This window comes from Thioalkalivibrio paradoxus ARh 1 (assembly GCF_000227685.2).
GTDB classification, from domain to species: Bacteria; Pseudomonadota; Gammaproteobacteria; order Ectothiorhodospirales; family Ectothiorhodospiraceae; genus Thioalkalivibrio; species Thioalkalivibrio paradoxus.
Window position 1 is genome coordinate 3,137,697 of sequence record NZ_CP007029.1, and the last position, 24,410, is coordinate 3,162,106.

26 protein-coding genes, 1 other RNA gene and 1 pseudogene are annotated in these 24,410 nt (G+C 68.0%); 4 read left to right on the plus strand and 24 right to left on the minus strand.

The window, feature by feature from the left end:
• Window positions 1–9: 9 nt before the first annotated feature.
• The 6 genes from THITH_RS14045 to rsmI form a co-directional block, all read right to left on the minus strand.
• Window positions 10–1,728, minus strand: coding sequence for a peptidoglycan D,D-transpeptidase FtsI family protein (locus THITH_RS14045; RefSeq protein WP_006747185.1), 1,719 nt, complete (start codon window positions 1,726–1,728; stop codon window positions 10–12).
• Window positions 1,716–2,000 carry a cell division protein FtsL gene (gene ftsL / locus THITH_RS14050; protein WP_006747184.1) on the minus strand — a complete coding sequence of 95 codons (285 nt, stop codon included), beginning with the start codon at window positions 1,998–2,000 and terminating at the stop codon, window positions 1,716–1,718. The genes THITH_RS14045 and ftsL overlap by 13 nt, the downstream gene beginning before the upstream one ends.
• Window positions 1,997–2,929, minus strand: coding sequence for a 16S rRNA (cytosine(1402)-N(4))-methyltransferase RsmH (rsmH, locus tag THITH_RS14055; RefSeq protein ID WP_006747183.1), 933 nt, complete (start codon window positions 2,927–2,929; stop codon window positions 1,997–1,999). The genes ftsL and rsmH overlap by 4 nt, the downstream gene beginning before the upstream one ends.
• Before the next feature lie 5 nt (window positions 2,930–2,934).
• Window positions 2,935–3,384: a division/cell wall cluster transcriptional repressor MraZ gene (mraZ, locus tag THITH_RS14060; RefSeq protein ID WP_006747182.1), complete on the minus strand. Its 450-nt coding sequence runs from the start codon at window positions 3,382–3,384 to the stop codon at window positions 2,935–2,937.
• 273 nt (window positions 3,385–3,657) lie between these two features.
• Window positions 3,658–4,013, minus strand: an RNA gene (gene rnpB / locus THITH_RS17210) — RNase P RNA component class A.
• Between the two features lie 57 nt (window positions 4,014–4,070).
• A complete protein-coding gene (gene rsmI, locus THITH_RS14065; RefSeq protein WP_041483870.1) occupies window positions 4,071–4,892 on the minus strand; it encodes a 16S rRNA (cytidine(1402)-2'-O)-methyltransferase in 822 nt (273 codons plus the stop codon).
• Window positions 4,893–4,973: 81 nt separating this feature from the next.
• On the opposite strand from rsmI, the gene THITH_RS14070 reads away from it, so the two are divergent.
• Genes THITH_RS14070 through THITH_RS14080 form a run of 3 tightly spaced genes read left to right on the plus strand, consistent with a single transcriptional unit; the run spans window position 4,974 to window position 8,655 of the window.
• Window positions 4,974–6,917: a penicillin-binding protein activator gene (locus THITH_RS14070; protein WP_156925532.1), complete on the plus strand. Its 1,944-nt coding sequence runs from the start codon at window positions 4,974–4,976 to the stop codon at window positions 6,915–6,917.
• Complete coding sequence (locus THITH_RS14075) at window positions 6,917–7,273, plus strand: YraN family protein (protein WP_006747179.1); 357 nt, start codon at window positions 6,917–6,919, stop codon at window positions 7,271–7,273. Before THITH_RS14070 ends, THITH_RS14075 begins: the two co-directional genes overlap by 1 nt.
• Complete coding sequence (locus tag THITH_RS14080) at window positions 7,270–8,655, plus strand: FAD-binding oxidoreductase (protein WP_006747178.1); 1,386 nt, start codon at window positions 7,270–7,272, stop codon at window positions 8,653–8,655. The genes THITH_RS14075 and THITH_RS14080 overlap by 4 nt, the downstream gene beginning before the upstream one ends.
• On the opposite strand, the gene THITH_RS14085 is transcribed toward THITH_RS14080, so the two are convergent.
• The 6 genes from THITH_RS14085 to THITH_RS14110 form a co-directional block, all read right to left on the minus strand.
• On the minus strand, window positions 8,648–9,076 hold the full coding sequence (locus THITH_RS14085; protein ID WP_006747177.1) for a ClpXP protease specificity-enhancing factor: 429 nt from the start codon (window positions 9,074–9,076) through the stop codon (window positions 8,648–8,650). The two genes, THITH_RS14080 and THITH_RS14085, sit on opposite strands and share 8 nt — an antisense overlap.
• The gene (locus tag THITH_RS14090; RefSeq protein ID WP_006747176.1) at window positions 9,073–9,699 is read right to left on the minus strand and encodes a glutathione S-transferase N-terminal domain-containing protein; all 627 of its coding nucleotides are present in this window, start codon (window positions 9,697–9,699) and stop codon (window positions 9,073–9,075) included. Before THITH_RS14090 ends, THITH_RS14085 begins: the two co-directional genes overlap by 4 nt.
• Before the next feature lie 90 nt (window positions 9,700–9,789).
• The gene (locus tag THITH_RS14095) at window positions 9,790–10,530 is read right to left on the minus strand and encodes a cytochrome c1 (protein WP_006747175.1); all 741 of its coding nucleotides are present in this window, start codon (window positions 10,528–10,530) and stop codon (window positions 9,790–9,792) included.
• Window positions 10,530–11,939: a cytochrome b gene (locus THITH_RS14100; RefSeq protein ID WP_006747174.1), complete on the minus strand. Its 1,410-nt coding sequence runs from the start codon at window positions 11,937–11,939 to the stop codon at window positions 10,530–10,532. Before THITH_RS14100 ends, THITH_RS14095 begins: the two co-directional genes overlap by 1 nt.
• The gene (gene petA / locus THITH_RS14105; RefSeq protein WP_006747173.1) at window positions 11,939–12,541 is read right to left on the minus strand and encodes a ubiquinol-cytochrome c reductase iron-sulfur subunit; all 603 of its coding nucleotides are present in this window, start codon (window positions 12,539–12,541) and stop codon (window positions 11,939–11,941) included. The genes THITH_RS14100 and petA overlap by 1 nt, the downstream gene beginning before the upstream one ends.
• Before the next feature lie 264 nt (window positions 12,542–12,805).
• Window positions 12,806–13,564, minus strand: a complete 759-nt coding sequence (locus THITH_RS14110) for a Nif3-like dinuclear metal center hexameric protein (protein WP_006747172.1) — start codon at window positions 13,562–13,564, stop codon at window positions 12,806–12,808.
• 77 nt (window positions 13,565–13,641) lie between these two features.
• Here THITH_RS14110 and THITH_RS14115 point away from each other — a divergent pair, with 77 nt between their 5' ends.
• On the plus strand, window positions 13,642–14,763 hold the full coding sequence (locus THITH_RS14115) for a S1C family serine protease (RefSeq protein WP_006747171.1): 1,122 nt from the start codon (window positions 13,642–13,644) through the stop codon (window positions 14,761–14,763).
• Window positions 14,764–14,794: 31 nt separating this feature from the next.
• Here THITH_RS14115 and THITH_RS19400 read toward each other — a convergent pair.
• From THITH_RS19400 to THITH_RS14170, 12 genes and pseudogenes are all read right to left on the minus strand, one after another.
• Window positions 14,795–14,990 (minus strand): annotated as a pseudogene (locus tag THITH_RS19400) (hypothetical protein).
• A 1-nt stretch (window position 14,991) separates the two neighbouring features.
• Window positions 14,992–16,077, minus strand: a complete 1,086-nt coding sequence (locus THITH_RS14120; RefSeq protein ID WP_006747170.1) for a pyridoxal phosphate-dependent aminotransferase — start codon at window positions 16,075–16,077, stop codon at window positions 14,992–14,994.
• Window positions 16,078–16,107: 30 nt separating this feature from the next.
• Entirely contained in the window at window positions 16,108–17,409 is a 1,302-nt protein-coding gene (hisD, locus tag THITH_RS14125) for a histidinol dehydrogenase (protein WP_006747169.1), read from the minus strand.
• Between the two features lie 78 nt (window positions 17,410–17,487).
• Complete coding sequence (locus tag THITH_RS14130) at window positions 17,488–18,546, minus strand: 3-deoxy-7-phosphoheptulonate synthase (protein WP_006747168.1); 1,059 nt, start codon at window positions 18,544–18,546, stop codon at window positions 17,488–17,490.
• 13 nt (window positions 18,547–18,559) lie between these two features.
• Complete coding sequence (gene hisG, locus THITH_RS14135; protein ID WP_006747167.1) at window positions 18,560–19,204, minus strand: ATP phosphoribosyltransferase; 645 nt, start codon at window positions 19,202–19,204, stop codon at window positions 18,560–18,562.
• 1 nt (window position 19,205) lies between these two features.
• Window positions 19,206–20,465, minus strand: coding sequence for a UDP-N-acetylglucosamine 1-carboxyvinyltransferase (gene murA, locus THITH_RS14140; RefSeq protein WP_006747166.1), 1,260 nt, complete (start codon window positions 20,463–20,465; stop codon window positions 19,206–19,208).
• 120 nt (window positions 20,466–20,585) lie between these two features.
• Complete coding sequence (locus THITH_RS14145; protein ID WP_025367587.1) at window positions 20,586–20,894, minus strand: STAS domain-containing protein; 309 nt, start codon at window positions 20,892–20,894, stop codon at window positions 20,586–20,588.
• On the minus strand, window positions 20,887–21,555 hold the full coding sequence (locus THITH_RS14150) for an MlaC/ttg2D family ABC transporter substrate-binding protein (protein ID WP_006747164.1): 669 nt from the start codon (window positions 21,553–21,555) through the stop codon (window positions 20,887–20,889). The genes THITH_RS14145 and THITH_RS14150 overlap by 8 nt, the downstream gene beginning before the upstream one ends.
• An 82-nt stretch (window positions 21,556–21,637) precedes the next feature.
• On the minus strand, window positions 21,638–22,096 hold the full coding sequence (mlaD, locus tag THITH_RS14155) for an outer membrane lipid asymmetry maintenance protein MlaD (protein ID WP_006747163.1): 459 nt from the start codon (window positions 22,094–22,096) through the stop codon (window positions 21,638–21,640).
• A 15-nt stretch (window positions 22,097–22,111) separates the two neighbouring features.
• Complete coding sequence (gene mlaE / locus THITH_RS14160; protein WP_006747162.1) at window positions 22,112–22,894, minus strand: lipid asymmetry maintenance ABC transporter permease subunit MlaE; 783 nt, start codon at window positions 22,892–22,894, stop codon at window positions 22,112–22,114.
• Window positions 22,887–23,720: an ABC transporter ATP-binding protein gene (locus THITH_RS14165; protein WP_006747161.1), complete on the minus strand. Its 834-nt coding sequence runs from the start codon at window positions 23,718–23,720 to the stop codon at window positions 22,887–22,889. Before THITH_RS14165 ends, mlaE begins: the two co-directional genes overlap by 8 nt.
• Window positions 23,721–23,777: 57 nt before the next feature.
• On the minus strand, window positions 23,778–24,365 hold the full coding sequence (locus THITH_RS14170) for a hypothetical protein (RefSeq protein ID WP_006747160.1): 588 nt from the start codon (window positions 24,363–24,365) through the stop codon (window positions 23,778–23,780).
• Window positions 24,366–24,410: the final 45 nt, after the last annotated feature.

Here is a 24,410-nt window from a genome sequence, read left to right on the forward strand (position 1 = left end):
GGGGAGGCGTCACGACCGCGGCCCTCCGCGTTCGCGCGCCATCCGCAGCGGCGGCTCGGACAGGTTGTCGGGAGGCACGTGGAACAGCCGAAGCGCGGCCTCGACCACCCGCGCGAACACCGGGGCCGCTACCGCGCCCCCGTAATAGACGCCGGCGCTCGGTTCGTCGACGACCACGGCCATTACGAAACGCGGGTCCGACACCGGCGCCAGGCCGACAAACGCGGAGACATAGGTGTCTGCCGAGTATCCGCCCGCGACTGCCTTGCGGCTGGTGCCGGTCTTGCCGGCCACCCGATAGCCGGAGATCGCTGCCTGGCGCGCGGTGCCCTCGCTGCCGGTCACGCGTTCCATCATCGCCAGTACCGCGCGCGCGGTGTCGGCGCGCATCACGGGCTCGGGATGGCGCAGATCGCCGGCGGTCTCGACCAGTCGCAGCGGCACCCGGTGGCCATCGTTCGCGAACGCGGTGTACGCGGCCGCCAGATGCAGCGGGGTCACCGAGAGCCCGTAGCCGTATCCGAGCGTCGCAACCTCCACACGCCGCCAGGTCGGGTAGTCGCGCAGCAGCCCGGTGACCTCGCCGGGCAGCCCCGTGCCCAGCGATCGGCCGAAACCGGCCTGGTGCAGCATCCGCCAGAAATCGCCGGGCGGCATCTCCAGCGCAAGCTGGGTGGAGCCTACGTTCGAGGAGCGCGAAATCAGCGTGGCCAGGTCGATGCGCCCGAAGTTGCGAATGTCGCGCACGGTGTGGCGGCCGACCCGCATCGTGCCGGGCGTGGTGTCCAGCACCACGTCGGGATCCACGGTGCCCGTCTCCAGCGCTGCGGCGACGGTGAACGGCTTGATCACCGAACCCGGCTCGAGGCTGTCGGTCGCGGCCCGGTTGCGGGTCAGGCTCAGGTCCATCTGCGCGCGATTGTTGGGATTGAACCCCGGCTGGTTGACCAATGCGAGAATGTCGCCGGAGCGGGCGTCGACGAGCACCGCCGAACCGCCGCGCGCATCGTGCGCCTGCACCGCCGCCTTCAGTTCGCGGTAGGCGAGATACTGCAGGCGCTGGTCGATGGTCAGGCGCAGGTTTTCGCCGTCGCGGGCCGGACGGATGCTCGCCACGTCGCGGATGCTCCGGCCGTGACGGTCCCTGAGCACCCGCTTGGCTCCGGGCTGCCCGGACAGCCAGCCGTCGAAGGCCAGCTCCATCCCCTCCTGTCCCTGCTCGTCGATATTGGTGAAGCCGACGATGTGCGCGGTTGTTTCACCGTGCGGGTAGTAGCGCCGGAACTCGCGCATCAGCGCCACGCCGGGAATCTGAAGCGCAGCGACCTGCTGCGCCTGTTCCGGCGGAAGGTGGCGCCGGAGGTAGATGAACTCCCGGTCGGCCCGGGACTCCACGCGGGCGCGCAGCGCCGCCGGGTCGAGCTGCAGCACGCGCGCCAGTTCCGGCAGCCGCTCCGCCTCGGCCCATAACTCGCCCGGATGGGCCCAGGCAGTCTTCACCGGCCCGGAGATCGCGAGCGGCTCGCCGTGGCGGTCGGTGATCAGGCCGCGGTGCGCCGGCTCGACCACGGTGCGGACCTGCCGGGCCTCGCCCTCGCTCTGGAGAAAGTCGCGACTGAGCACCTGGAGGTCCAGCGCCCGCAGCAGCAGGACCGCGACGACCACCAGCAGTCCCGCCGCCACGACCTTCAGCCGTAAATGGCTGACCTGTCGCTTCAGCGCTCCCACGACGCTTCCCCGACGTAGACGATGTGTTCGGGGCCCGGCTTGATCATGCCCAGGCGTTCCCGCGCTGCGGTTTCGATCCGTGCCTGGGTGGCCCAGGTCGCCTGCTCCAGCTGCAGCTGGGTCCATTCCAGATTCAACGCGTCGCGCTCGGACAAGGCCGCCTGGTGCTCGATGAACACCTGGCGCGCCTCGTGCCGGGCGACCACCACCCCGACCGCCGACGCGAACACCAGCGCGGCCAACAGGATCTGCAGGATCAGCACCCGGCTCATGGCTGATACTCGGCGATGCGCAGGACGGCCGACCGCGCCCGGGGGTTCCGGCGGCATTCGTCGGCGTCGGCGCGCAGCGCCTTGCCGATCATCCGAAACGGTGCGGAACGGGGTTCTGTGAGCACCGGGAGACCGCGTGGCAGACGGGGCCGGTCCGAACGCCCCTGGAAAGCCCGCTTGACCAGGCGGTCCTCCAGGGAATGGAAGCTGATCACGACCAGCCGTGCACCCGCCCGGAGGATCGCCGGAACGGTTTCCAGCCAGGTCCGCAATTCCCCCAGTTCATCGTTTACATGGATGCGCAGGGCCTGAAACGTACGCGTGGCCGGATGCTTGCCCGGTTCCACTCGCGGCACCGCTCGCCGCACCAGTTCGGCGAGCTGGCGCGTGCGCGTCAGCGGCTCGACCTGCCGGGCGGCAACGATGGCACGCGCGATGCGCCGCGAGAAGCGCTCTTCGCCATAGCGGTGGATCACGTCGGCGATCGCCTGCTCCGGCGCCTGATTCAGCCATTCCGACGCCGGGATCCCCGTGCCGGGATCCATGCGCATGTCCAGAGGGCCGTCGTGCTGGAAGCTGAAGCCCCGCTCCGGCGCATCGAGCTGCGGTGACGAGACCCCGAGGTCCAGCAGCACCCCGTCGACCCGGCCGTCCCCGGGCCAGTGTTGCCGGACCCGGTCAGCCATGCTCGAAAAACACCCCTGACGGAACGCAAAGCGTGGATCCTGCAGCAAGGCAGCCGCCGCCTGCGCGGCCGCCGGATCGCGGTCCAGCGCCAGCAGCTGTCCCTGCGGGTCGAGCGCGTCGAGGATCGCACGGCTGTGGCCGCCACGGCCGAAGGTGCCATCCACGTACCGGCCCGCCGGACGGATCGCCAGCCCCCGTACCGCCGGCGCCAGCAGTACGGGCGTATGCAGCGAGGTTTCCATGGTGGCTACAGCGCGATGGATTCGAGCGCGTCACTGAGCGAGCCATCCGCATCCTCCCCGAACCAGAGTTCGCGATTGCGGGACCAGGTGTCCTCATCCCAGATTTCGAACTTGCTTCCCTGACCGACCAGCATCACCCGCTTCTCCAGTCCGGCGAATTCGCGCAGCGGCGGCGGCACCAGCAGCCGGCCCTGTCCATCGAGTTCGCATTCGGTGGCGTGCCCCACCAGCAGTCGCTGCAGGCGCCGAACCTGCGGGTTCATGTTCGGCCGGGACATCAACGTCTGCTCGATGCGCTCCCACTCAGGCGACGGGTACAGCAGCAGGCATCCGTCGCGGTCCACGGTCACCACCATCCGGCCCTGGCAGCGTTCCACCAGCGCCTCGCGATAGCGTGCCGGGATCGCAATGCGGCCCTTGGCATCCAGACTGAGTTGGCTGAGCCCTCGGAACATGCTTTGCCTCGAAGGGGCCCCACTGATCCCCACCGCGCCCCACTTTGAAACACTATAGGTACGCGAATCCGCGGGAGTCAAGGAAAAAATCGCTCACCGAAAAAAGAATAAGCGTTGATTCACAAATACTTACACGCACTCGCTGACGTCAGGGAAAAGCCGAAGAAAAGCTATGAAAAGCGAGGCGTTGGGGGAGGTAGTTAAGAGAACACTTGAAATAATGGCGCGAACATCCGGCAGTCTCAGCAACCGCAGGGGCACGCTGTGGAGAAAAGTGGGAGTCGGCCTGTAAGCCGGGTTCTGTCGAGGGCTGTCATTCCTCTGGGACGCCTGTCGCCAGGCGCCTCTAGCAGCCTACCCGGGTGCAGTGCGGGCCACACCATCGCACCCCTATTTGGCCTTGCTCCGGACGGGGTTTACCCTGCCACGCACTGTTGCCAGGCGCGCGGTGCGCTCTTACCGCACCATTTCACCCTTACCTGTGGACCGGAAGAACCGGCCCCATCGGCGGTGTCTTTTCTGTGGCACTTTCCGTCGGCTCGCGCCGCCCAGGCGTTACCTGGCGTCCTGCCCTGCGGAGCCCGGACTTTCCTCCACGCGATAAGCGCAGCGACAGCCCGGCCGACTCCCGTCGAGTCTTGTACGCTCCTGCGCCCTCGGGCGCAAGTCGGTCCGCGGTGCGCGCATCAGCGGCCCCGGGCCAGCGCACGGGCATAGAGCAGATTGCGCGGGGCGCCGGTCAGCTGCACTGCCAGTTTCACCGCCTGCTTCAGCGGCAGCGTCTCCAGCAACACGTCGAGCACGCGCGCCTCCTCGGCGCTGACACCGCCGTCGCCTGCCGGGCCCATTTCCTGCGCACCGGCGATGATCAGCACGAATTCGCCACGGCCCCGATTCGGGTCTGCGCCCAGCCATCCCGGCAACGCAGTGGCGGAACCGAAAAAGTGTTCCTCGAACTGCTTGGTGATCTCGCGGGCCAGCACCACCTCGCGCTGCGGCGCCAGCTCCGCCAGATCCTCCGCGCTCGCGCGGATGCGGTGTGCGGACTCGAAACAGCAGACCGTCACCGGCAGGTTCAACAGCGTCTCGAAGCGCTGCCGGCGTGCCGATGCGGTGGCGGGCAGAAACCCCTCGAACCAGAAGCGGTCGGAGGGCAGCCCGGCCACCGACAGTGCCGCGATCACCGCGCTCGGCCCGGGAACCGGGAACACGGGCAGATCGGCCTCCCGGACGGCCCGCACCAGCCGGTAGCCGGGGTCGGAGACCAGCGGCGTGCCGGCATCGGAGATCAGCGCGAGCTGCATGCCCTGGCGCAGGCGCTGTAGCAGCTGCGGAACGCGCGCGGCCTCGTTGTGCTCGTGCAGGCTGAGCAGCGGCTTCGACAGTCCCAGATGGGCCAGCAGGCGTCCGCTGCGGCGGGTGTCTTCCGCCACGACCAGATCGGCCTCCCCCAGGGTCCGCAGGGCCCGTGGACTCAGATCCTCGAGGTTCCCGATCGGTGTCGCGATCACCCAGAGCGTTCCGGGCCGCGTTGACAGCGTCTGACGGTCTTCCAATACTGGCCCCCTACCCTGGCACGCGAACTCCCCGTGACTCTAACGCAGACGACCGCAACCGCGCGCGGGGCCACTGCCCGGCGCCTCCTGACACTCCCGTTCCTCGCCGCGATGCTCGCGGCCTGCGCGGTACCGCCGCCACCCGCCCCGCCCGCCCCGGCGGCACCACCGCCGGACGAGATCGAAGTAACGCCGCTGGAGAAAACCCGGGCCCTGCTGATCACAGCCGAAGCCACCCCGTCGGCCGCTGCATCCCGCCAGGCGATCGACGCAGTGCTGGCGCTGGATGCCCCGGACGGCGGCTTGCTGCTGCGAGCAGAACGCCTCTGGACCCGGTTGCCGGAAGAAGGGCGCCGGGATTTGGCGGACCGCTACCGGGGCGCGCGGCTGGCCTGGCTGCAGAACGATTCCGAAGCCGCACTCGATCGCCTGCCGCAGGTCGACGACGATCGCGATCCGGCACTGTATTTCGGCGCCCTTGTCCTCCGTGCCGAACTGCTGACCGAGACCTCGGCCTGGCACGAAGCGCTGCGTTCCCGCATCGCGCTGGATCCGGGGCTACTCGAGGATCCGGCCCGGCAGCACGAGAATCAGCAGTTCATCTGGGAGCTGCTGGCCACCGTCGACGCGATCCAGCGGCAGCAGCTGTTCGCTCCGGACGCAAGCGACGCCGAACGCGGCTGGGCCGAACTGTTCGTCGCGCTGCGTGCAGCCGGTGCCGATCCGCAGGCCTTCGATCGCGCGGTGGAGGAATGGACAGCGGGGCATCCGGATCACAACGCGCGCATTTATCTGCCCGATCTGCGCGACGCCACGCTCAGATCCGACGCCCCGCCCCGGCGTGTCGCGGTACTGCTGCCGCTGTCGGGCTCGCTCGCCGATCTGGGCAACGCCGTACTCGACGGAATCAGCGCACGCCACGCCCGGGATCATGGCCCCGGAGCCCCGCTGCGGGTGCTCGACACCGAAGGCGAACCGGATCTCGCCGAGGCACACTACCGCAATGCGATCGCAGAGGGCGCCGACCGCATCATTGGCCCCCTCACGCGAGACGAAGTCGACCGGGTGGCGGCGATCGGATCCGGACCACCGACGCTGCTGCTGAACCAGCCCACCCAGCCCCTGCCCGAGTCGTTCTCGGTACTGTCGCTGGCGCCCGAAGCCGACGCCCGGGCGGCAGCGGCCAAGGCCAGTACCGCCGGTTGGCGCAACGCACTGGTGCTGGTACCCGAAGGGACGTTCGGCGAGCGCGTCGCGGACGCGTTTCGGGAGGCGTTCGAGTCCGGCGATTCCCGGGTGGCGGCCGAATACCGCTTCCAGGCACGCTCCCCGGACCTGAACGCACAGATCGGCGCGGTGCTCGCGGTCGACGAATCCGAGGCCCGCATCGGCCGTCTGGGACGCCAACTCGGGCTGCGCCTGCAGGGCGACCCGCAGATTCGCGCCGATGTCGACGGGATCTTCATCGCCGGGCCCGCGCGCGACCTGCGCATGGTCGTGCCGCATCTGCATTATCACCGCGCACACCGGCTGCCGATGCTGGCGACCGCGCATGCCTACGAAGGGCGGCCGCAGCCCGCGCTCGATGAAGACCTGAGCGGATTGCGCTTCCCCGACGCGCCCTGGCTGTTCCCCGAACGGAATCCGGAACCGGAACTGCGGCAGCAACTCGAGGCCAAGATCGACGATGTCGTCGTCGAGGTCACCGTCGATCTCGAACTGGAGGCCGACGTCGAGACCGAAACCGCCGCCGCGCGGCTGCCGCGCTTCGCCGCGCTGGGAGTCGATGCCGCCGGGCTCGTGACCGAACTCGAACGGTATCGGCGCGCCCCGCAGCTCCAGGCCCGGGGTGCGGCAGGTAACTGGGCCTGGCAGCCGCTGATCCGCAGCTGGGTGCGCGAGCCCGGCTGGTTCGAGTTCCGCAACGGCCGGCCGGTTGCCGTGCGCGCGGCACCGGAACCCGGGAACGACGGCTGATGGCACTCCCGGCGTTGCGCGGGCAGGCGGCTGAGCGCGAGGCCGAACGTTTTCTCGAGCGCCACGGCCTCGACATCGTCGCACGCAACTACCGCAAGCCGTTCGGCGAGATCGACCTGATCGCCCGCGAAGACGGCGTGCTGGTGTTCGTCGAGGTGCGCAAACGCAGTCACCGTCGCTTCGCCGACGGCGCCGAAAGCATCGATCGGCGCAAATGCCAGCGCCTGCGGCGCACCGCCGCCGCCTACCTGCAGCAGACGCGCTGGCCCGGGCCGGTGCGTTTCGACGTATTGGTGCTCGATGCCGGCAACCGCATCGAGTGGCTGCAGGATGCGATCCAGGAGGATTCCTGGTGACTCCGCTGCAGCGCGAACTCGAACGGCTGCTTCCGGAGCAGGACCGGCTGCTCGATCCGGCCGACTGCTGGGCCTACGGCGCCGACAACTCGCGCCTGCATGCCCCGCCGGATGCGGTCGCGTTCGCCCGCGATTCCCGGGGCATCGTCGAACTGGTACAGCTGTGCCGGCGGCTGCGCGCGCCGCTGATCGTGCGCGGACGGGGGACCGGAACCACCGGCGCCGTCGTTCCACTGCAGGGCGGGCTGGTGCTGTCGACGGAACGCATGAACCGGATCGTCGAAGTCGACCCGGACAATCGCTGGCTGGTAGCCGAACCCGGGGCGACCAACGCCGAGGTCCAGGAGGCAGCGGGCCGGCATGGATTCTTCTGGCCGCCCGACCCGACCAGCAGCGCCTATTGCACCGTCGGCGGCAACCTGGCCTACAACTCGGCCGGTCCCCGCGCGGTCAAGTACGGAACACCGCGGGAGAACACGCTGGGCCTCGCCGCAGTCGCAGGCACCGGCGCTGCGCTGCGCACCGGCGTGTACACGACCAAGGGCGTCGTCGGATACGACCTGACCCGGCTCTTGATCGGTTCCGAAGGGACGCTGGCGGTGATCACCGAGGCCAGCCTGCGCCTGACCCCGCTGCCCGAGACCCGGCGGCTGCTCCAGGCCGTGTATCGGGACATGCACGCAGCGGCTGCCGCCGTGGCGCGAATCATGGCGCAGCCGGTGACCCCCTGCGCGCTGGAGTTCATGGACGCAGCGGCGATCGACATGATCCGCGGCTATGCCGATAGCGAGCTTCCGGCCCAGGCTGGCGCCTTGCTGATGATCGAGGTCGATGGCGCGGCCAGCCAGATCGACTTTGCTGCCCAGGCAGTCGGCTCCGCGGCACGCGGGGACGGCTGCCTGGGGGTCGAGGTCGCGACCAGCGACGCCGACGCGGAGCGCCTTTGGCGCACCCGCAAGGCGCTGTCGCCGGCACTGCGCAACATCGCGCCGAAAAAAATCAACGAAGACGTGGTGGTGCCGGTGTCGCGCATCCCCGAACTGATCGACGGCCTGGGGGAACTCGGTCGCCGCCACGGAATCCGGATCGTCAACTTCGGGCACGCGGGCAACGGCAACATCCATGTGAACCTGCTGGTGGATCCCGATGATCCGGTGCAGATGCAGGCCGCCGAACAGTGCCTGGACGAGGTCTTCGGCCTGGTGCTGCGCCTGCGTGGCACCTTGTCGGGAGAGCACGGCGTCGGGCTGGTCAAGCGCGAGTTCATCCGCCGGGAGCTCGACCCCGGGGCACTGGCGCTGATGCACGATCTGCGCAGGGTCTTCGACCCCGACGGAATCCTGAATCCGGGCAAGGCGCTGCCCGAACCCGGCGCTACTTGACGACCTTCAGACTCGGCCCCTTTCTGGGCCGGGTCGACCCGGGCTTGCCGTCGGCGGCCTCTCCCGTCCCGGCATCGTCGGCGGATTCGGTTTGCGGCTGCAGGTCGGATCCGGGCTCGTTGCCGAACATCATCCCCTGCCCGTTCTCGCGCGCGAAGATCGCGAGCACGGACCCCATCGGCAGGTACACCTGCATGGGCCGACCCGCGAAACGCGCCGCGAAGGAAATGGCCTGATTGTCCAGTTCCAGCTTCTCGACCGCCGCCGGCCCGATATTCAGCGTGATCTTGCCCTCCTGCACGAACGCCTCCGGCACCGTCACGCCCGGCCAGGTGGCGTCGACCAGCAGGTGCGGGGTCATCTCATTGTCGATGATCCAGTCGAGCAGGGCGCGAACCAGATAGGGACGCGAGGGGGTCATTCCCGGAGTTCCCGCTCGGCCTCGGTCAGGCTCGACTGAAACGAAGCGCGCTGGCAGACCCGGTCGGAATAGACCTGGATCGCCTTGGGCAGGCCATCGATCGCAATGCCCGCCCACGGCAGACGCCACATCACCGGCGCGATCGCTGCATCGACGATACTGAACTCGTCGCTGAGGAAATACGGCTTCAATTCGAAGATCTCGGTGGTATTCATAAGACTCTCGCGTAGCACCTTCCGCGCCCGGGTCAGCGCCGCGCCACTGGACTGCGCGATCAGGTCCAGGCCCGCATACCAGTCGCGCTCCACCCGATACAGTGCCAGCCGTGCGGCCGCGCGCGACACCGGGTCGACCGGCATCAGCGGGGGATGGGGAAAGCGCTCGTCGAGATACTCGGTGATCACATGCGTCCCGTACAGCGCGAGATCCCGATCGACCAGCGTCGGCACCTCGTTGTAGGGATTCAGATCCGAGAGATCCTCGGGCAGGTCGTCCGGCGCCAGGTTGACCACATCGACCGCGATGTCCTTCTCGGCCAGAATGATGCGGATACGATGGCAGCGCACGCAGTTGTGCGCGGAAAAAAGAGTCATCACGGAACGTCTGTTGGCGACCAGCGCCATGGCTTTCTCCCGGTCCCGCGAGTTGCGCGGGTCAATGCGGCAAACACCAGCGGATGCCGGGGCGACGGTTTCCCGCAGCCCCGCCGCTTTCTAGTGTACGTCTTTCCAGTATTCCTTTTTCAACAGGTAGGCGAGCCCCAGAAAGACCACCAGAAACAGCATCACGTACATGCCGATCCGCTGCCGTTCGAGTTGCATCGGTTCGGCCAGGTAGGAGAGGAAGGTCACCAAGTCACGGATCGCGCGGTCGTACTCTGGCCCGGTCATCATCCCGGCTTCCGCGACCTGCAGCCGCACCTGGCCGTCGCGGTTGACCTGCTTCTCCTGCCAGCCCTGCAGTTCCCACAGGGGATGCGGCATCGCGACGTTCTCGAACACCGCGTTGTTCACGCCCAGCGGCCGCGACTCGTCCACGTAGAAGCTGCGCAGGAAACTGTACAGCCAGTCTTCGCCCCGCACCCGGGCGACCAGTGTCAGGTCGGGCGGCGCGATACCAAAGGCCTCTTCGCCGTAGGCGGCGCTCATCGCGTTGGTAATCAGCGATCCGGGCGCCACCAACTCGCCCTCCTCATCGGTGGCAAAGATCATCGACTGGATGAGCTGGTTTTCGGTCAGTCCGAGGTCGTCGCCAACACGGCTGTAGCGCATGTACTGCGCGGAGTGGCATCCCACACAGTAATTGAAGAAAAGTTGGGCGCCACGCTGCAGCGAGGCCTGGTTGGCCACGTCCACCTTCACTCGGTCCAGCGGCACCGAGGGACCGGCAGCCTGGAGGGATGCGGGGCCCAGCGCCAGCGCGGCCAGGGCCAGAACGGCAATCAGCGATTTCATCAGGCAGTCACCCTTTCCGGAACGGGACGGTCTCGACCCAGCTTGCGTGCGAACATGGGCACGATCATGGTGACGAACAGGTAGGTCGTGGGCAGCAGCCAGGCAGTGAACAGCAGCTGCGCGTTGGCCGGGTCGAAGCGGGTGTAGTCGTACAGCGAATAGATCCCGACCAAGACCACGAAGGACAGCAGACTGAAGACCGCCGACCGCTCGCGGCTATGGAACCAGAGCAGCCAGAAGAACAGGAAGTACATCACGCCGAAACGCAACGTCAGTTCACCGTACAGCGTGGTCACCTGCTGCAGACCGAGGTAGCCGAGCACCACGAAGGTCACCACGAACACGGCAAGGTTCAGCTTGTGCGCGAACGAGCGGTAACGAACGGACTTCACCGGGTTGCGGTCGATCCAGGGCACGAAGAACAGGATCGTGACCGCAGCCCCCATTGCAACCACACCCAGGAACGGGTCCGGCACCGCGCGCAGGATCGAGTAGAACGAGGTGAAGTACCAGACCGGTGGAATCAGGTCGGGCGTGACCAGCGGATCGGCCGGAATCATGTTCGCGGGTTTCAGGAACAGCCCGCCCATTTCCGGCGCGAAGAACACGACCGCGAAGAAGGCGATCAGGAATACGCCGACACCGACCAGATCCTTCACCGTGTAGTACGGGTGGAACGGGATGCCGTCGCGGGGAACGCCGTTCTCGTCCTTGTTGGCCTTGATCTCGACGCCGTCGGGGTTGTTCGAGCCGACCTCGTGCAGCGCGATCACGTGCGCGACGATCAGCAGCAGCAGCACCAGCGGCAGCGCGATCACATGCAGCGCGAAGAAACGATTCAGCGTCGCGTCGGAGAGCAGGAAGTCGCCGCGGATCCAGGTCACGAGTTCGGGACCGATGTAGGGGATGGTCGCGAACAGGTTCACGATGACCTGTGCGCCCCAGTAGGACATCTGGCCCCAGGGCAGCAGGTAGCCGGCGAAGGCCTCGGCCATCAGCACGATGTAGATCAGCACGCCGAAGATCCAGATCAGTTCCCGCGGCTTCTTGTAGGATCCGTAGAGCAACGCGCGGAACATGTGCAGATACACGACGACAAAGAAGAACGATGCGCCGGTGGAGTGCATGTAGCGGATCAGCCAGCCCCACTCGACGTCACGCATGATGTACTCGACCGACGCGAACGCGAGTTCGGCGTCGGGCTTGAAGAACATCGTCAGAAAAATGCCGGTGACGATCTGGATCACCAGCACGAGCAGCGCGAGCGAACCGAAGTAATACCAGAAGTTGAAGTTCTTCGGCGCGTAGTAGCGCGCGAGGTGATCGTTCCAGAGTTGCGACAGCGGGAAGCGGGCGTCGACCCAGCCCAGCAGCCCGCCCTGGATCTTGTCAGCGGAATTCCCGGCCATTATGCGGCGCCTCCTTCGGCATGCTCACCCACGAGGATCACGTCATCGCTGAGATAACGGTGCGGAGGCACTTCCAGGTTCAGCGCAGCAGGCATGTTGCGGTACACGCGGCCCGCCATGTCGAAGCGGGAACCGTGGCAGCCGCAGAACCAGCCGCCCGGCCAGTCGCTGCCCAGTTCGGCGGCGCCGATCTCCGGACGAAACGCGGGCGAGCACCCCAGATGGGTGCACAGGCCGATCAGCACCAGGATCTCCGGCTTGATCGAGCGGTGCGGGTTCTGGGCATATTCGGGCTGCTGGGCCTCGACTTCGGATTCGGGATCGCGCAACCGGTCATGGATCTGCGGCAGCAACTCGAGCATCTCCGGGGTGCGCCGGACCACCCATACGGGCCGACCGCGCCAGGCCACGCTGATGCGCTGCCCCGGCTCGATCTGCGTGACATTGACCTCTACCGGTGCGCCAGCCGCCTGAGCACGCGCGCTCGGCTGCAAGGAAGCGACGAAGGGAACGGCCAGCGCCGCCACCCCCGCACCGCCGACCACCGTGGTCGCCGCCACCAGAAACCGGCGCCGCCTTCGGTCCACGCCTTGGTCTGCCATCTTGCTATCTCCAGCTGAGGTTTCGGATGCGTTCGCGATGCCCGGACCGCCACGCGCCGGGGCCACCCGGCATTGGCCGCACAGGGGATCGCGGGCCCGTTCGGGGCCGATAAAATCCGATAGAATTCACTAACACGCTAATGGGGTCAAGCCGCCTGCCGGCAACGCGCGCGCTGCGCCGCGCCGACAAAGGCCCTGCGCAAAAATCACCGACGGGCAACAAGCCATTGTTCCTGGGCAGGATCCCGACCTTCGCGGGAGGCGCTAGACGGGATTCGGCAGGTCGACGAACCGGTGCTCGACACCGAAGCGCTCGGCGCACCAATCGCCCAGCGCTTGCGCCCCGTACCGCTCGGTCGCGTGGTGCCCGGCAGCGAAATAGTGGATGCCAAGCTCGCGGGCCTCGTGCGTGGTCTGCTCGGAGATCTCGCCGCTGACATACGCATCGGCCCCGGCTGCGGCCGCGTCGGCGAGCAAGGACTGCGCCGCGCCAGTGCACCAGGCCACACGCCGCACCAGGTCCGCACCGCTGTCGATCCACAGCGGCGCGCGCCCGAGCGCGGACTCGATTCGGGCCGCGAACTCCCGGGCCGGGAGCGGCTCGGGCAGATGCCCCACCGACCCGACCCCGTCCGCACGCAGCACGTCTTTGGTCTCGAGCCCGAGCCGCAGCGCCAGCTGCGCGTTGTTCCCGAGGCGCGGGTGCGCGTCCAGCGGCAGGTGATAGGCCACCAGGTTGATCTCGTGCCGCAGCAGGGCCTGCAGGCGGCGGCGCTTCATTCCGGTCACCGGCTGCGGTTCGCCCCGCCAGAAGTACCCATGGTGCACCAGCAGCAGGTCCGCCTCGAGCGCGACCGCGGCCTCGATCAGGGCCAGGGAAGCCGTAACCCCGCTGACGATCCGCCGGATCTCGGCCCGCCCCTCGACCTGGAGTCCGTTCGGGCAGTAATCCTGGAAACGCTGCGGTTCCAGTTCCACGTCCAGCGCCCGCAACAGGGCATCGCGATCGACACAGTCGGGCATGCTGAGCCCCTCCGGAATTCACGGGCCGAGCGCATTGGCACGCCCAAGGGTGGAATCGGCAATGGTATAGTGATGCAATGGTGAATCTTTCCCGTTTCCTCGTGCAAGCCGCTTTGGCGGGAATCGCGGTGGCCGTCGTCGTGGCCGTGTTCTTCCCGGGCCTGCTGGACCCGGACCGCAACGGTTCCCCGGCCGCATTGCAGGCACCTGGCGTACCGGTCCAGGGGCCGGTGTCGTACGCAACCGGCGTCGCGCGCGCTGCGCCGGCAGTCGTGAACATCATGACCTCGCGCACGGTCGAAAGCCCGCGTCCGCTGACGGGCGTCCCCAGCCCGCGCGAACACCCGTTTGAAGACGGGCCCGACGACCGCGAGCAGGCGAGCCTGGGCTCGGGCGTGATCGTTAGCCCGACGGGACACATCCTGACCAACCATCACGTAATCGAGGAAGCCGAGGCGATCGCGGTCGTGCTGGCAAACGGCTCCGCCCATCCCGCCGAGATCATCGGCATCGACCCGGACACCGACCTCGCCGTGCTGCGCATTGCGGCCGAGGAACTGACCGCGGCCAGCATCGGCCGCTCGTCCAAGCTCGCGGTAGGCGACGTGGTGCTCGCGATCGGCAACCCCTTCGGCGTCGGCCAGACCGTGACCCAGGGCATCGTCTCGGCGACCGGGCGCACTGAACTCGGTATCAACCTGTTCGAGGACTTCATCCAGACCGACGCCGCGATCAACCCCGGCAACTCGGGCGGGGCACTGATCAACGCCGCCGGCGACCTGATCGGTATCAGCACCGCGATCTTCACCCGCTCCGGAGGATCGCACGGGATCGGCTTCGCGATCCCGGTAGATCTGGCGCTCGACGTGATGAGCGAGATCATCGAGAAGGGTTACGTGGCGCGCGGCTGGCTGGGCATCGAGGTCCAGGCCCTCGACCGGGCCCTGGCGGAGTCCTTCGGGCTCAGCGACACTCGTGGCGTGCTGATCGCAGGCATCCTGAGCCAGGGGCCTGCCGCCCGCGCCGGGCTGCGCCCGGGCGACGTGATCGTGCGCCTGGACGAGCAGCGGGTCCTGACCACGCGGGAGGCGCTGAACATCATCGCCCGCAAGCGTCCAGGCGAAAGCCTCGCGATCGAGGCACGGCGCGATGGCGAGCCCCTGCACCTCGAGGCAACCGTCGACCAGCGGCCGATCTGAGCCGCGTCCAGCCAATGGCGCCCGGGCGCAACTAACTTCCATGGCCTATATGGCCACCCCCGATGATGAAAGAGGCGTAGGGCGGAAAAGGCCGAAGGCCGTCATCCGCCAACCGGCGCCCGGGGTTGCCGCAGGCACCGGGGAGGCGCGAACGCCGAGCGGCGGATGACGCTGCGCTCTTCCGCCCTACGGGTCGCCCGGGACACGAGACAGGCCGTGACTTTCACGCTAACCCGCGGCGTCCAGCGCCTGCTCCAGCGCAGCCAGAAAGGCCCGGTTCTGTTCCGGCGTGCCGACTGTGACCCGCAGGTGATCGCGAAGCACCCCGCCCGAGGCGCCGACGTTCTTGATCAGGATGCCGGACGCGCGCAGTGCGTTGAAGACCCCTTGGCCGCGCCCCGCCCCGACCTGGAACAGGATGAAGTTGGCGTCGCTCGGAATCACGCGGAGCACCCCGGGCAGCGCATCCAGCGCCCGCGATACCACGCCGCGCTGTTCCCTGAGCACGGCTGCCTGCGCATCGAGCACCGAGCCATGCGCCAGCGCAAACAACGCGGAGCGCTGGGTCAGGGAATTGATGTTGTACGGCAGCCGTAGCCGATCCAGCGCGTCGATCCACTCCGGCGCCGCCGCCAGATACCCCAGCCGCAGCCCAGCCAGCCCCAATTTGGACAGCGTGCGCATCACCATCAGTCCCGCGGGGGCGCCCGCCCGGGGCAGGAAGGTGTGGCTGGCGAAGGGTGCATAGGCCTCGTCGATTACCGTGACGCCCGGGTTCGCGAGCGCCACGGCGTCGACCAGATCCGGATCGTATTGCCGGCCGGTCGGATTGTTCGGACAGGCCAGGAACACCAGGGCCGGGCGGTGCACCTCGACGGCGTTCAGCAGCGCCGGCCCGTCGAGGTCGAAATCGGACGTCAGCGGCACACCGACGAAGGGCACCCCGGCCGCGCGCGCCAGCACCTCGTACATCACGAAGGTCGGCACCGGCGCCAGCACCGGCCGCCCGCTGCCCTGGACCGCGGCGATCAGGATCTGGATCAGCTCGTCGGAACCGTTTCCGAGCAGGCAGCCCGCGGTATCCGGAACGCCGTGCGCGCCCCGGATCGCCGCCACGACCGCTCGGCCGCCGGCATCGGGGTAGCGGTTGAGCTCCACCCCGCGCAGTGCCTCGAGCCAGGCCGTTTCGAGTTCGCCGGGCCAGGCGTAGGGGTTCTCCATCGCATCCAGCTTGACCAGCCCGGTCGCATCGGCAACGGCATAGGCCGGCTGCACGAGCACCTCCGGCCGCATCAGGTCGGCGGGCAGCGTCATGCCGACTGCCGCCGGACGACTACGCCGAGGCTACTCACCGCGCATCTCCGCGGAGCGCGCGTGGGCCACCAGCCCTTCCCCACGTGCCAGCACCGACGCGGTGCGCGCAAGCGCGGCCGCCCCCTCGGGCGAGCAGGCGATGATGCTGGAACGCTTCTGGAAATCATAAACGCCGAGCGGCGACGAGAAGCGCGCGGTCCGCGACGTCGGCAGCACATGGTTGGGCCCGGCGCAGTAATCCCCCACCGCCTCGGAGGTGTATCGCCCCATGAAGATGGCGCCGGCATGGCGCAGGCCGGCGTCGAGCAGCGCCTGCGGCTCGGCCACCGACAGTTCCAGGTGCTCCGGGGCAATATGGTTGGCGACGCGGACCGCCTCGTCCAGATCGTGCACGCGGATCAGCGCCCCGCGCCGGTCCAGGCTGGTCCGGATGATCTCCGCACGCGGCATTTCTTCCAGCAGGCGTTCCATCGCCTGCTGCACGCGGTCCAGGAACGCGGAATCGGGCGACACCAGAATCGCCTGCGCCTGCTCGTCGTGTTCGGCCTGCGAGAACAGGTCGGCAGCAATCCAGTCCGGATCGGTCTGGCCATCGCAGACCACCAGGATCTCGGACGGCCCGGCGATCATGTCGATGCCAACGGTGCCGAAGACCTCGCGCTTGGCGGCGGCCACGTAGATGTTGCCCGGACCGACGATCTTGTCCACCGCGGGAATCGTCGCGGTGCCGTGGGCCAGCGCCGCAACGGCCTGCGCACCGCCGATCGTGAACACCCGATCGACGCCGGCCACCGCAGCCGCCGCCAGCACCAGCTCGTTCAGCTCGCCGCCCGGGGCGGGCACCACCATCACCAGCAGCCGAACGCCGGCGACCTTGGCGGGGATCGCGTTCATCAGCACCGACGACGGATAGGCCGCCTTGCCGCCGGGAACATACAGGCCCACCGAGTCCAGCGGCGTGACGCGCTGGCCGAGCACGGTACCGTCGGGATCCTCGATCTGCCAATCCTGCAGCCGCTGGCGTTCCGCGTAGCGGCGGATGCGCCCCGCGGCGGTCTGCAGCGCGTCGCGCTGCGCCGCCGGCAGGCCGTCCAGCGCCGCCTGCAGGCGTGCGGCCGGAACTTCCAGTTCCGACGGTTGCGCCACCGTCAGCCGGTCGAAGCGCGCGGTATAGCGCAGCAGCGCCGCATCCCCCTCGCTGCGCACGGCCGCGAGAATCTCGTCGACGATCGCGCGCACGTCGTGATCGGCGACCGACTCCCAGGCCAGCAGCCGGTCGAGTTCGTCCCAGAACGTGGTGTACCGGCTGTCGAGTCGCTGAATCTCAGGCATCGGTGATGGCTCCCCGGTGATGGCTATCTGGTAATGACACCCCGCACGATGCGCCGCCCGGCCCGAGCAACGCGCGGGTCACCGACCCTGCCGCCGCCGGCGCACTGCCTCCGCCAGCAGCTGCAGCGCGGCCTCGGAATCGTCCCAGCCCATGCAGGCATCGGTGATACTCTGACCATAGACCAGCGGCCTGCCGGGCACGATGTCCTGGCGGCCGGGCTTCAGGTGGCTCTCCAGCATCACGCCGACGACACGCGAGTCGCCGCCGCCGACCTGCTCGGCGAGCGAACGGGCGACGTCGATCTGCCGTGCCGGATCCTTGCGGCTGTTGGCATGGCTGCAGTCCACCATCACCACCTCGGGCAGTTCCGCTGCGCGCAGCTGCTGGCAGGCCTGCTCGATGCTTTCGGCATCGTAGTTCGGCTGCCGCCCGCCGCGCAGGATGATATGGCAGTCCTCGTTCCCGGAGGTCGAGAAGATCGCCGAGCGCCCGGCCTTGGTCACCGACAGGAAATGATGCGGGCGAGAGGCCGAGCGGATCGCGTCGATCGCGACCTGCAGGCTGCCATCGGTCGAGTTCTTGAAGCCGACCGGGCAGGACAGCCCGGACGCCAGCTCCCGGTGCACCTGGCTTTCGGTGGTGCGCGCGCCGATCGCGCCCCAGGCGACCAGGTCGGCCACATACTGCGGGCTGATCAGGTCCAGGTACTCGGTGGCCGCCGGCATGCCGAGCACCGCGAGGTCGCGCAGCAGGCCGCGCGCAACACGCAGGCCCTTGTTGATATGGAAGCTGCCGTCGAGGTCGGGGTCGTTGATCAGGCCCTTCCAGCCGACCGTGGTCCGCGGCTTCTCGAAGTAGACGCGCATCACCACTTCCAGCGCGTCGCTGAGTTCGCCGCGCAGCCGAACCAGCCGGCCCGCGTAATCCATCGCCGCGTCGACGTCGTGGATCGAGCAGGGCCCGACGATCACCAGCAGGCGGTCGTCCTCGCGATGGAGGATCCGGTGGATCGCCTGGCGCGAGGCGAACACGGTTTCGGCCGCGGCATCGGTCAGCGGGATCTCGTCGCGCACGGCGTCCGGTGCGGAGACCTCCTGGATTCCCTTGATTCTCAGGTCGTCGGTTTGATGCGTCATGTTTCCAGTCCGGCTAGGGCGCGGGCGCGACTGCCGGCCGCAGCGCCTCGATCAGTTGTTGAATTCGCGCGTGCTGCATTTTCATCGCCGCCTTGTTGACCACCAGCCGCGAGCTGATATCGGCGATCAGTTCCAGCGGCGCCAGCCCGTTGGCCTTCAGCGTGTTGCCGGTATCGACGAGGTCGACGATGTAGTCGGCCAGCCCGACCAGCGGCGCCAGTTCCATCGAGCCATACAGCTTGATGATCTCGACCTGCCGCCCCTGCGCGGCAAAGTAGCGCTGGGCGATGTTCACGAACTTGGTCGCGATCCGCAGCCGCTCCTCACCCGGCCGATGCTCCGGCCGCCCGGCGAGCATCAGCCGGCAGCGCGCGATCCCGAGATCGAGCGGCTCGTAGAGACCGGCAGCGCCGTGCTCCATCAGCACGTCCTTGCCGGCGACGCCCAGCGCCGCGGCACCGTGTTGCACATAGGTCGGCACATCGGTGGCACGAACGACCACGATGTTCACGTCCGCACGGGTCGTCTCCAGGATCAGCTTGCGGGTCTTGGCCGGGTCTTCCAGCGGCACCACTCCGGCACGTTCCAATAGCGGCAGTGTCTCGTCCAGGATCCGCCCCTTGGACAGGGCGATGGTCAAGGCCTGGGTCGCGTTCATGTCAGGCAGGCTCCCGGCGGATGGTCGCGCCGATCTGGCTCAGTTTCTCCTCGATGCATTCGTACCCCCGGTCGATATGGTAGATCCGGTCCACCGCGGTCTCGCCTTCGGCGACCAGGCCGGCCAGGATCAGGCTGGCCGACGCGCGCAGGTCGGTCGCCATCACCGGCGCCCCGCGCAGGCTCTCGACTCCGGTCACGATCGCGGTGTTGCCCTCGATGCGGATGTCCGCACCCATGCGCTGCAGCTCCTGCGCATGCATGAAGCGGTTCTCGAATACCGTCTCGATGACCGACCCGGTACCGGTGCCCACGGTGTTCAGCGTCATCATTTGCGCCTGCATGTCGGTGGGAAACGCCGGAAACGGCGCGGTGCGCAGGTTCACGGCCTTCGGCCGGCGCCCGCGCATGTCCAGTTCGACCCAGTCGTCGCCGGTCGCGATCCTGGCGCCGGCTTCCGCCAGCTTCAGCAGCACCGCGTCGAGCAGTTCCGGGCGGGTATTCTTGACCCGCACATGCCCGCGCGTGACCGCCGCAGCCACCAGGAAGGTGCCGGTCTCGATCCGGTCCGGCATCACGTCGTACTCGCAGCCCGACAGGGTCTCGACTCCGGTCACATGGATGGTGTCGGTGCCGGCGCCCTGGATCTTCGCACCCATGCGCGTCAGGCAGTTGGCGAGATCGACCACCTCCGGCTCGCGCGCGGCGTTCTCGATCAGGGTTTCCCCCTCGGCCAGCGTCGCCGCCATCAGCAGGTTCTCGGTACCGGTCACGGTGACCTGGTCGAACACGATCCGCGCCCCTTTCAGGCGGGCCGCACGTGCGTGAATGTAGCCGGCTTCGACCTCGATCTGCGCGCCCATCGCTTCCAGGCCCGTCAGATGCAGATTCACCGGCCGGCTCCCGATCGCACAGCCGCCGGGCAGCGACACCTCGGCTTCGCCAAACCGGGCCAGCAACGGCCCCAGCACCAGGATCGACGCGCGCATCGTCTTCACCAGGTCATACGGCGCCACGCAGCGGGTGAGCGTGGTCGGGTCCACCTCGATGCGCATGCGCTCGTTGACCGTGAGGGTCACGCCCATCCGGCCGAGCAATTCCATCGTCGTGGTCACGTCCTGCAAATGCGGCACGTTGCCGATCACCATCGGGCGATCGGCGAGCAAAGTGGCGGCAAGAATCGGCAGAACCGCGTTCTTCGCGCCAGAGGTCCAGACCTGCCCTTCCAGCGGCCGGCCTCCGGTGACTATCAGCTTGTCCATTCGGGATCCGGTTTGGTGTCCGCCCCGCAGCGCGGGCACGAACGCGCACAAGAACCCGCTATGGTACCGAAATCGACTCGCCAGCGCCCTGATTACCGGTGCCGGCGCGGAGGAATGCGTTCAGGCCGGGCGATCCGGCTCCAGCAACGACTCGAGGTGGTACAGCACCAGCAGCGGCCGCAGCCCCTCCGGCACCGCCGTCCATACCAGGCGCCCTCCCACCCGTTCGCGCTGGCGCCAGAACTCGACCAGCAGGGCCACGCCGGCGCTGTCGACCCGGGTCGCGCCGGACAGATCCAGCTCCGCCGACGCCGGCAGGCGCGGCAACAGTTCCTGACCACGGGTCATCAGCGCGGCCACCGTGGCGAACGTCAGCGGGCCGGAGAAGCGCAGGGTCGAGCCCTCCAGCACCAGGGACGCGTCAGCCACCCGATGCGCTCCCGCCGGAGGCGGCATTGTCGAGCGTCTCCTCGACCAGCGACCGGTCCCCCGCCTCCAGACGTTCGATCAGCGCGTCGAGTCCGTTGCGATTGATCTCGGTATTGAAATGGTTCCGGAAGTTGCCCACGAAGCTCAGCCCCTCGGCCTCGACATCGAACACACGCCACTCGCCTTCCACCGGCCGCAGGCGATAGTTGACCGTGATGTTCGGCTGCCCGCTGCCCACCACGATCTCGGTCGCGACCACGGCCATGCGCTCGTCCTCGCGCGAGCGGCGCTCGATCACGTTCACGCGGCGGTCGAGGTATTCGGCCAGACGCACGCCGTAGGCATTGAGCAGCGTATCGCGGAACGCCTCGGTGAAGCGGCTGCGCTGTGCGTCGGTGGCGTCACGCCAGTGGCGCGCCAGGATCAGGCGAGCCATGCCGTCGATGTCCACCAGCGGGATGATCTCGCGTTCGATGACTTCCAGCACGAACTCGGGCTCCGCCTGGGCCCGCGCCTCGTCCGCGCGCAAGGTGTCGAATACGCGCTCGATCGCGCCGTCGACCAGCTCGACCGCAGTCGTCGCCTGTGCCGGCAACGCGGCCAGGGTCAGCGTCAGCAGCAGGGTCATCCCCGCCAGGATCCCGGAAATCGGTCGTTTCATTGCTACCACCTCGTCGGCGTGAATGTCAGGGAGCGGCCTTCCGGACCGCCAGCCAGTGCGAATGGCCACGCACCGGGGTTTATCAGTTGCCGGAGATCTGGGTCAGCACCCGCCCGATCATGGTTTCGAGCACCAGTGCGGACTGGGTGAACAGCACCTCGTCGCCATCGCCGAGCATCTCGAAATCCCCGCCCGGATCGAGCGCGATGTACTGCTCGCCGAGCAGTCCGGCGGTGAAGATACTGGCCTGCGTGTCCGCCGGCAGATAGTCGTGTCCCGACCGGATCGCCAGGATCACCCGCGCCTGAAAGCGCTCGGGATCGTACTCGATCGACGCGACGCGACCGATCCGGACACCGGAGACAGTCACCGGCGCCCGCACCTTCAGACCGCCGATGTGATCGAAATACGCGATCACGTCGTAGGTGTCGCGGTCGCGGTATTCGGCGACGTTGCTGACCTGTATCGCCAGGTAGAACAGTGCCGCGATACCCAGCAGCACGAACAGCCCGACCGATACTTCCAGATAGCGCAGCTTCATCAGGGTTCCTCTTGCTCAGACCTCACCGAACATCAGCCCGGTCAGGATGAAATCCAGGCCGAGTACGGCCAGCGCGGACATTACGACCGTCTGGGTCGTCGCCCGGGAGATGCCTTCGGAGGTCGGTTGCGCATCGAAGCCCTGGAACACCGCGATCCAGGTCACCACGAACCCGAACACGACGCTCTTGATCACGCCCGAGACCACGTCCTCGCGCCAGTCCGTGACCGCCTGCATCTGGGAGAAATAGGATCCGCTGTCGACGCCGAGCAAACCGACGCCGACGATATACCCACCGATCACACCCACCGCGCTGAACATCGCCGCAAGCAGCGGCATGGACAGGAACCCGGCAAAAAAGCGCGGCGCGAAAACCCGCCGGTAGGGATTCACCGCCATCATTTCCATCGCCGACAGCTGCTCGGTGGTCTTCATCAATCCAATCTCGGCGGTCAGCGCCGACCCGGCCCGACCCGCGAACAGCAAGGCGGTGACCACCGGCCCGAGTTCCCGGACCAGCGAGAGCGCGACCACCCCGCCCAGGGCCTCGGCGGCGCCGAAGTTCACCAGCGTGATGTACCCCTGGTACCCGAGCACCATGCCGACGAACAGTCCCGACACCACGATGATCAACAGCGACCGAACGCCGACCGAGTAGATTTCGGCCAGCGTCAGCCCGGGCCGGCGCAGGGCCGCATCCTGGCTGCGCAGTACCCGCACCAGGAATACCGACGCGCGCCCGAGCACGGCCAGCCAGCCCAGTCCCGCCCGGCCCAGGCGGACGAGCATCTCAGTCATGCTCGCGCTCCGGCGTTCGCAGCAGATCGCCGCGGTAGTCCATGCCCGGGTAATGGAACGGAACCGGGCCGTCGGGGCGCCCCTCCAGAAACTGGCCGGTCCAGTCGGACGCCCGTTCGCGGACCTCCGCGACCGTTCCGGAATCCATCACCCGGCCCTCGGCGATCAATACGACGTGGTCGGAGATCGCCATCGCCTCGGTCACGTCGTGCGTGACCAGCACGCTGGTCAGGCCCAGCGACCGGCTGGTGCGCTGAACCAGGGTCACGATCTGCCCCATCGTGATCGGATCGAGCCCGGCGAAGGGCTCGTCGTACATGATCATTTCCGGGTCGAGCGCGATCGCGCGCGCCAACGCCACCCGGCGCGCCATCCCGCCCGAGAGCTGGGACGGGCTCAGGTCGCGGGCCGCGCGCAGGCCGACGGCCTCGAGCTTCATCAGTACCAGCGTGCGGATCAGTTCCTCCGGCAGGTTGGTGTGCTCGCGCAGTGGAAACGCCACGTTCTCGAACACGTTCAGGTCGCTGAGCAGTGCCCCGGTCTGGAACAGCATGCCGATGCGCTTGCGCAACGCGTACAGCCGCCGGGTGGAAAGCCGCGCGACCTCCTCGCCGTCGACCCAGATGCGCCCGGAATCCGGTCGCAACTGGCCACCGATCAGACGCAGCAAGGTCGTCTTGCCGGTACCGCTCGGCCCCATCACCGTCGTCACCCGGCCGCGCGGCACCGTCAGCGACAGCCCGTCGAACACGGTCTTGCGCCCGTGGCGGAAGACCAGATCCTCGATGATCACATGTGGCGTGTCTGCGGCGGACTGCTGTGGCACCGGCGATTCTCCCCGCTGTTCCGGGAGCCGCCGTCCCGGCGGCCCGGAAATCGACCTCTAGCCTAGACCCGCCAGACGGCGGATCGTTTCGGCGTTTTCCAGTTCCTGCGGACCGGCGCGCAGAAACACCAGCAGCGAAGGCTCCGCGAAGCGTCCGTGCAGCGACTCGAGCAGCCGCCGCCAGCCCGGCAATGCGAACCCCGGCTCCGGCTCCAGCACCAGCACCCCACCGCGGGGCCCCGCGTAGTACCGGCACGACTGCACATGATCCAGCGCCGGGTCTGGCTGGCGCAGATACACCGGCACCCCGGCAGGCAGACCCGCGCCGTTGCCGTCCTCGCCTTCGAGCAGGCAGCCACCGAGGAATCCCCCGAGGGTTCGCTGCAGTTCCCCACAATGCTGCGTCGCACCCGCAGGAACTTCGAAATATACCTGAAAGGCTTCCGGCAGTTCCGAGACCCAGCCGGCATTCGTGGCAAACCGGCGCCATTCCTCCTGCGGGATCAGGATCTCCGGCCAGTAATGGCCGTAGAACGCGAAGCGCCAGTCGTCCGGCAGGCCCTCGGGATAGAATGCCTGCCAGGCAGCATCAGTGTCGTCCAGAACTGCGGCCAGGCGCAGGCGGCGGGGTTCGGCGTCGGGCATCAGTAGCGGCTTCCGGTTGCAGTGTTCGGCCGTCACCGGCCACCG

Excerpts from the sequence above, each read along its gene's own strand:
- ftsL (WP_006747184.1), bottom strand. The coding sequence starts at position 2,000 with ATGAGCCGGGTGCTGATCCTGCAGATCCTGTTGGCCGCGCTGGTGTTC.
- rsmH (WP_006747183.1), bottom strand. The coding sequence starts at position 2,929 with ATGGAAACCTCGCTGCATACGCCCGTACTGCTGGCGCCGGCGGTACGG.
- mraZ (WP_006747182.1), bottom strand. The coding sequence starts at position 3,384 with ATGTTCCGAGGGCTCAGCCAACTCAGTCTGGATGCCAAGGGCCGCATT.
- THITH_RS14075 (WP_006747179.1), top strand. The coding sequence starts at position 6,917 with ATGGCACTCCCGGCGTTGCGCGGGCAGGCGGCTGAGCGCGAGGCCGAA.
- THITH_RS14085 (WP_006747177.1), bottom strand. The coding sequence starts at position 9,076 with ATGACCCCCTCGCGTCCCTATCTGGTTCGCGCCCTGCTCGACTGGATC.
- THITH_RS14090 (WP_006747176.1), bottom strand. The coding sequence starts at position 9,699 with ATGGCGCTGGTCGCCAACAGACGTTCCGTGATGACTCTTTTTTCCGCG.
- THITH_RS14095 (WP_006747175.1), bottom strand. The coding sequence starts at position 10,530 with ATGAAATCGCTGATTGCCGTTCTGGCCCTGGCCGCGCTGGCGCTGGGC.
- THITH_RS14100 (WP_006747174.1), bottom strand. The coding sequence starts at position 11,939 with ATGGCCGGGAATTCCGCTGACAAGATCCAGGGCGGGCTGCTGGGCTGG.
- petA (WP_006747173.1), bottom strand. The coding sequence starts at position 12,541 with ATGGCAGACCAAGGCGTGGACCGAAGGCGGCGCCGGTTTCTGGTGGCG.
- THITH_RS14110 (WP_006747172.1), bottom strand. The coding sequence starts at position 13,564 with ATGCCCGACTGTGTCGATCGCGATGCCCTGTTGCGGGCGCTGGACGTG.
- THITH_RS14115 (WP_006747171.1), top strand. The coding sequence starts at position 13,642 with ATGGTGAATCTTTCCCGTTTCCTCGTGCAAGCCGCTTTGGCGGGAATC.
- THITH_RS14120 (WP_006747170.1), bottom strand. The coding sequence starts at position 16,077 with ATGACGCTGCCCGCCGACCTGATGCGGCCGGAGGTGCTCGTGCAGCCG.
- hisD (WP_006747169.1), bottom strand. The coding sequence starts at position 17,409 with ATGCCTGAGATTCAGCGACTCGACAGCCGGTACACCACGTTCTGGGAC.
- THITH_RS14130 (WP_006747168.1), bottom strand. The coding sequence starts at position 18,546 with ATGACGCATCAAACCGACGACCTGAGAATCAAGGGAATCCAGGAGGTC.
- hisG (WP_006747167.1), bottom strand. The coding sequence starts at position 19,204 with ATGAACGCGACCCAGGCCTTGACCATCGCCCTGTCCAAGGGGCGGATC.
- murA (WP_006747166.1), bottom strand. The coding sequence starts at position 20,465 with ATGGACAAGCTGATAGTCACCGGAGGCCGGCCGCTGGAAGGGCAGGTC.
- THITH_RS14150 (WP_006747164.1), bottom strand. The coding sequence starts at position 21,555 with ATGAAACGACCGATTTCCGGGATCCTGGCGGGGATGACCCTGCTGCTG.
- mlaD (WP_006747163.1), bottom strand. The coding sequence starts at position 22,096 with ATGAAGCTGCGCTATCTGGAAGTATCGGTCGGGCTGTTCGTGCTGCTG.
- mlaE (WP_006747162.1), bottom strand. The coding sequence starts at position 22,894 with ATGACTGAGATGCTCGTCCGCCTGGGCCGGGCGGGACTGGGCTGGCTG.
- THITH_RS14170 (WP_006747160.1), bottom strand. The coding sequence starts at position 24,365 with ATGCCCGACGCCGAACCCCGCCGCCTGCGCCTGGCCGCAGTTCTGGAC.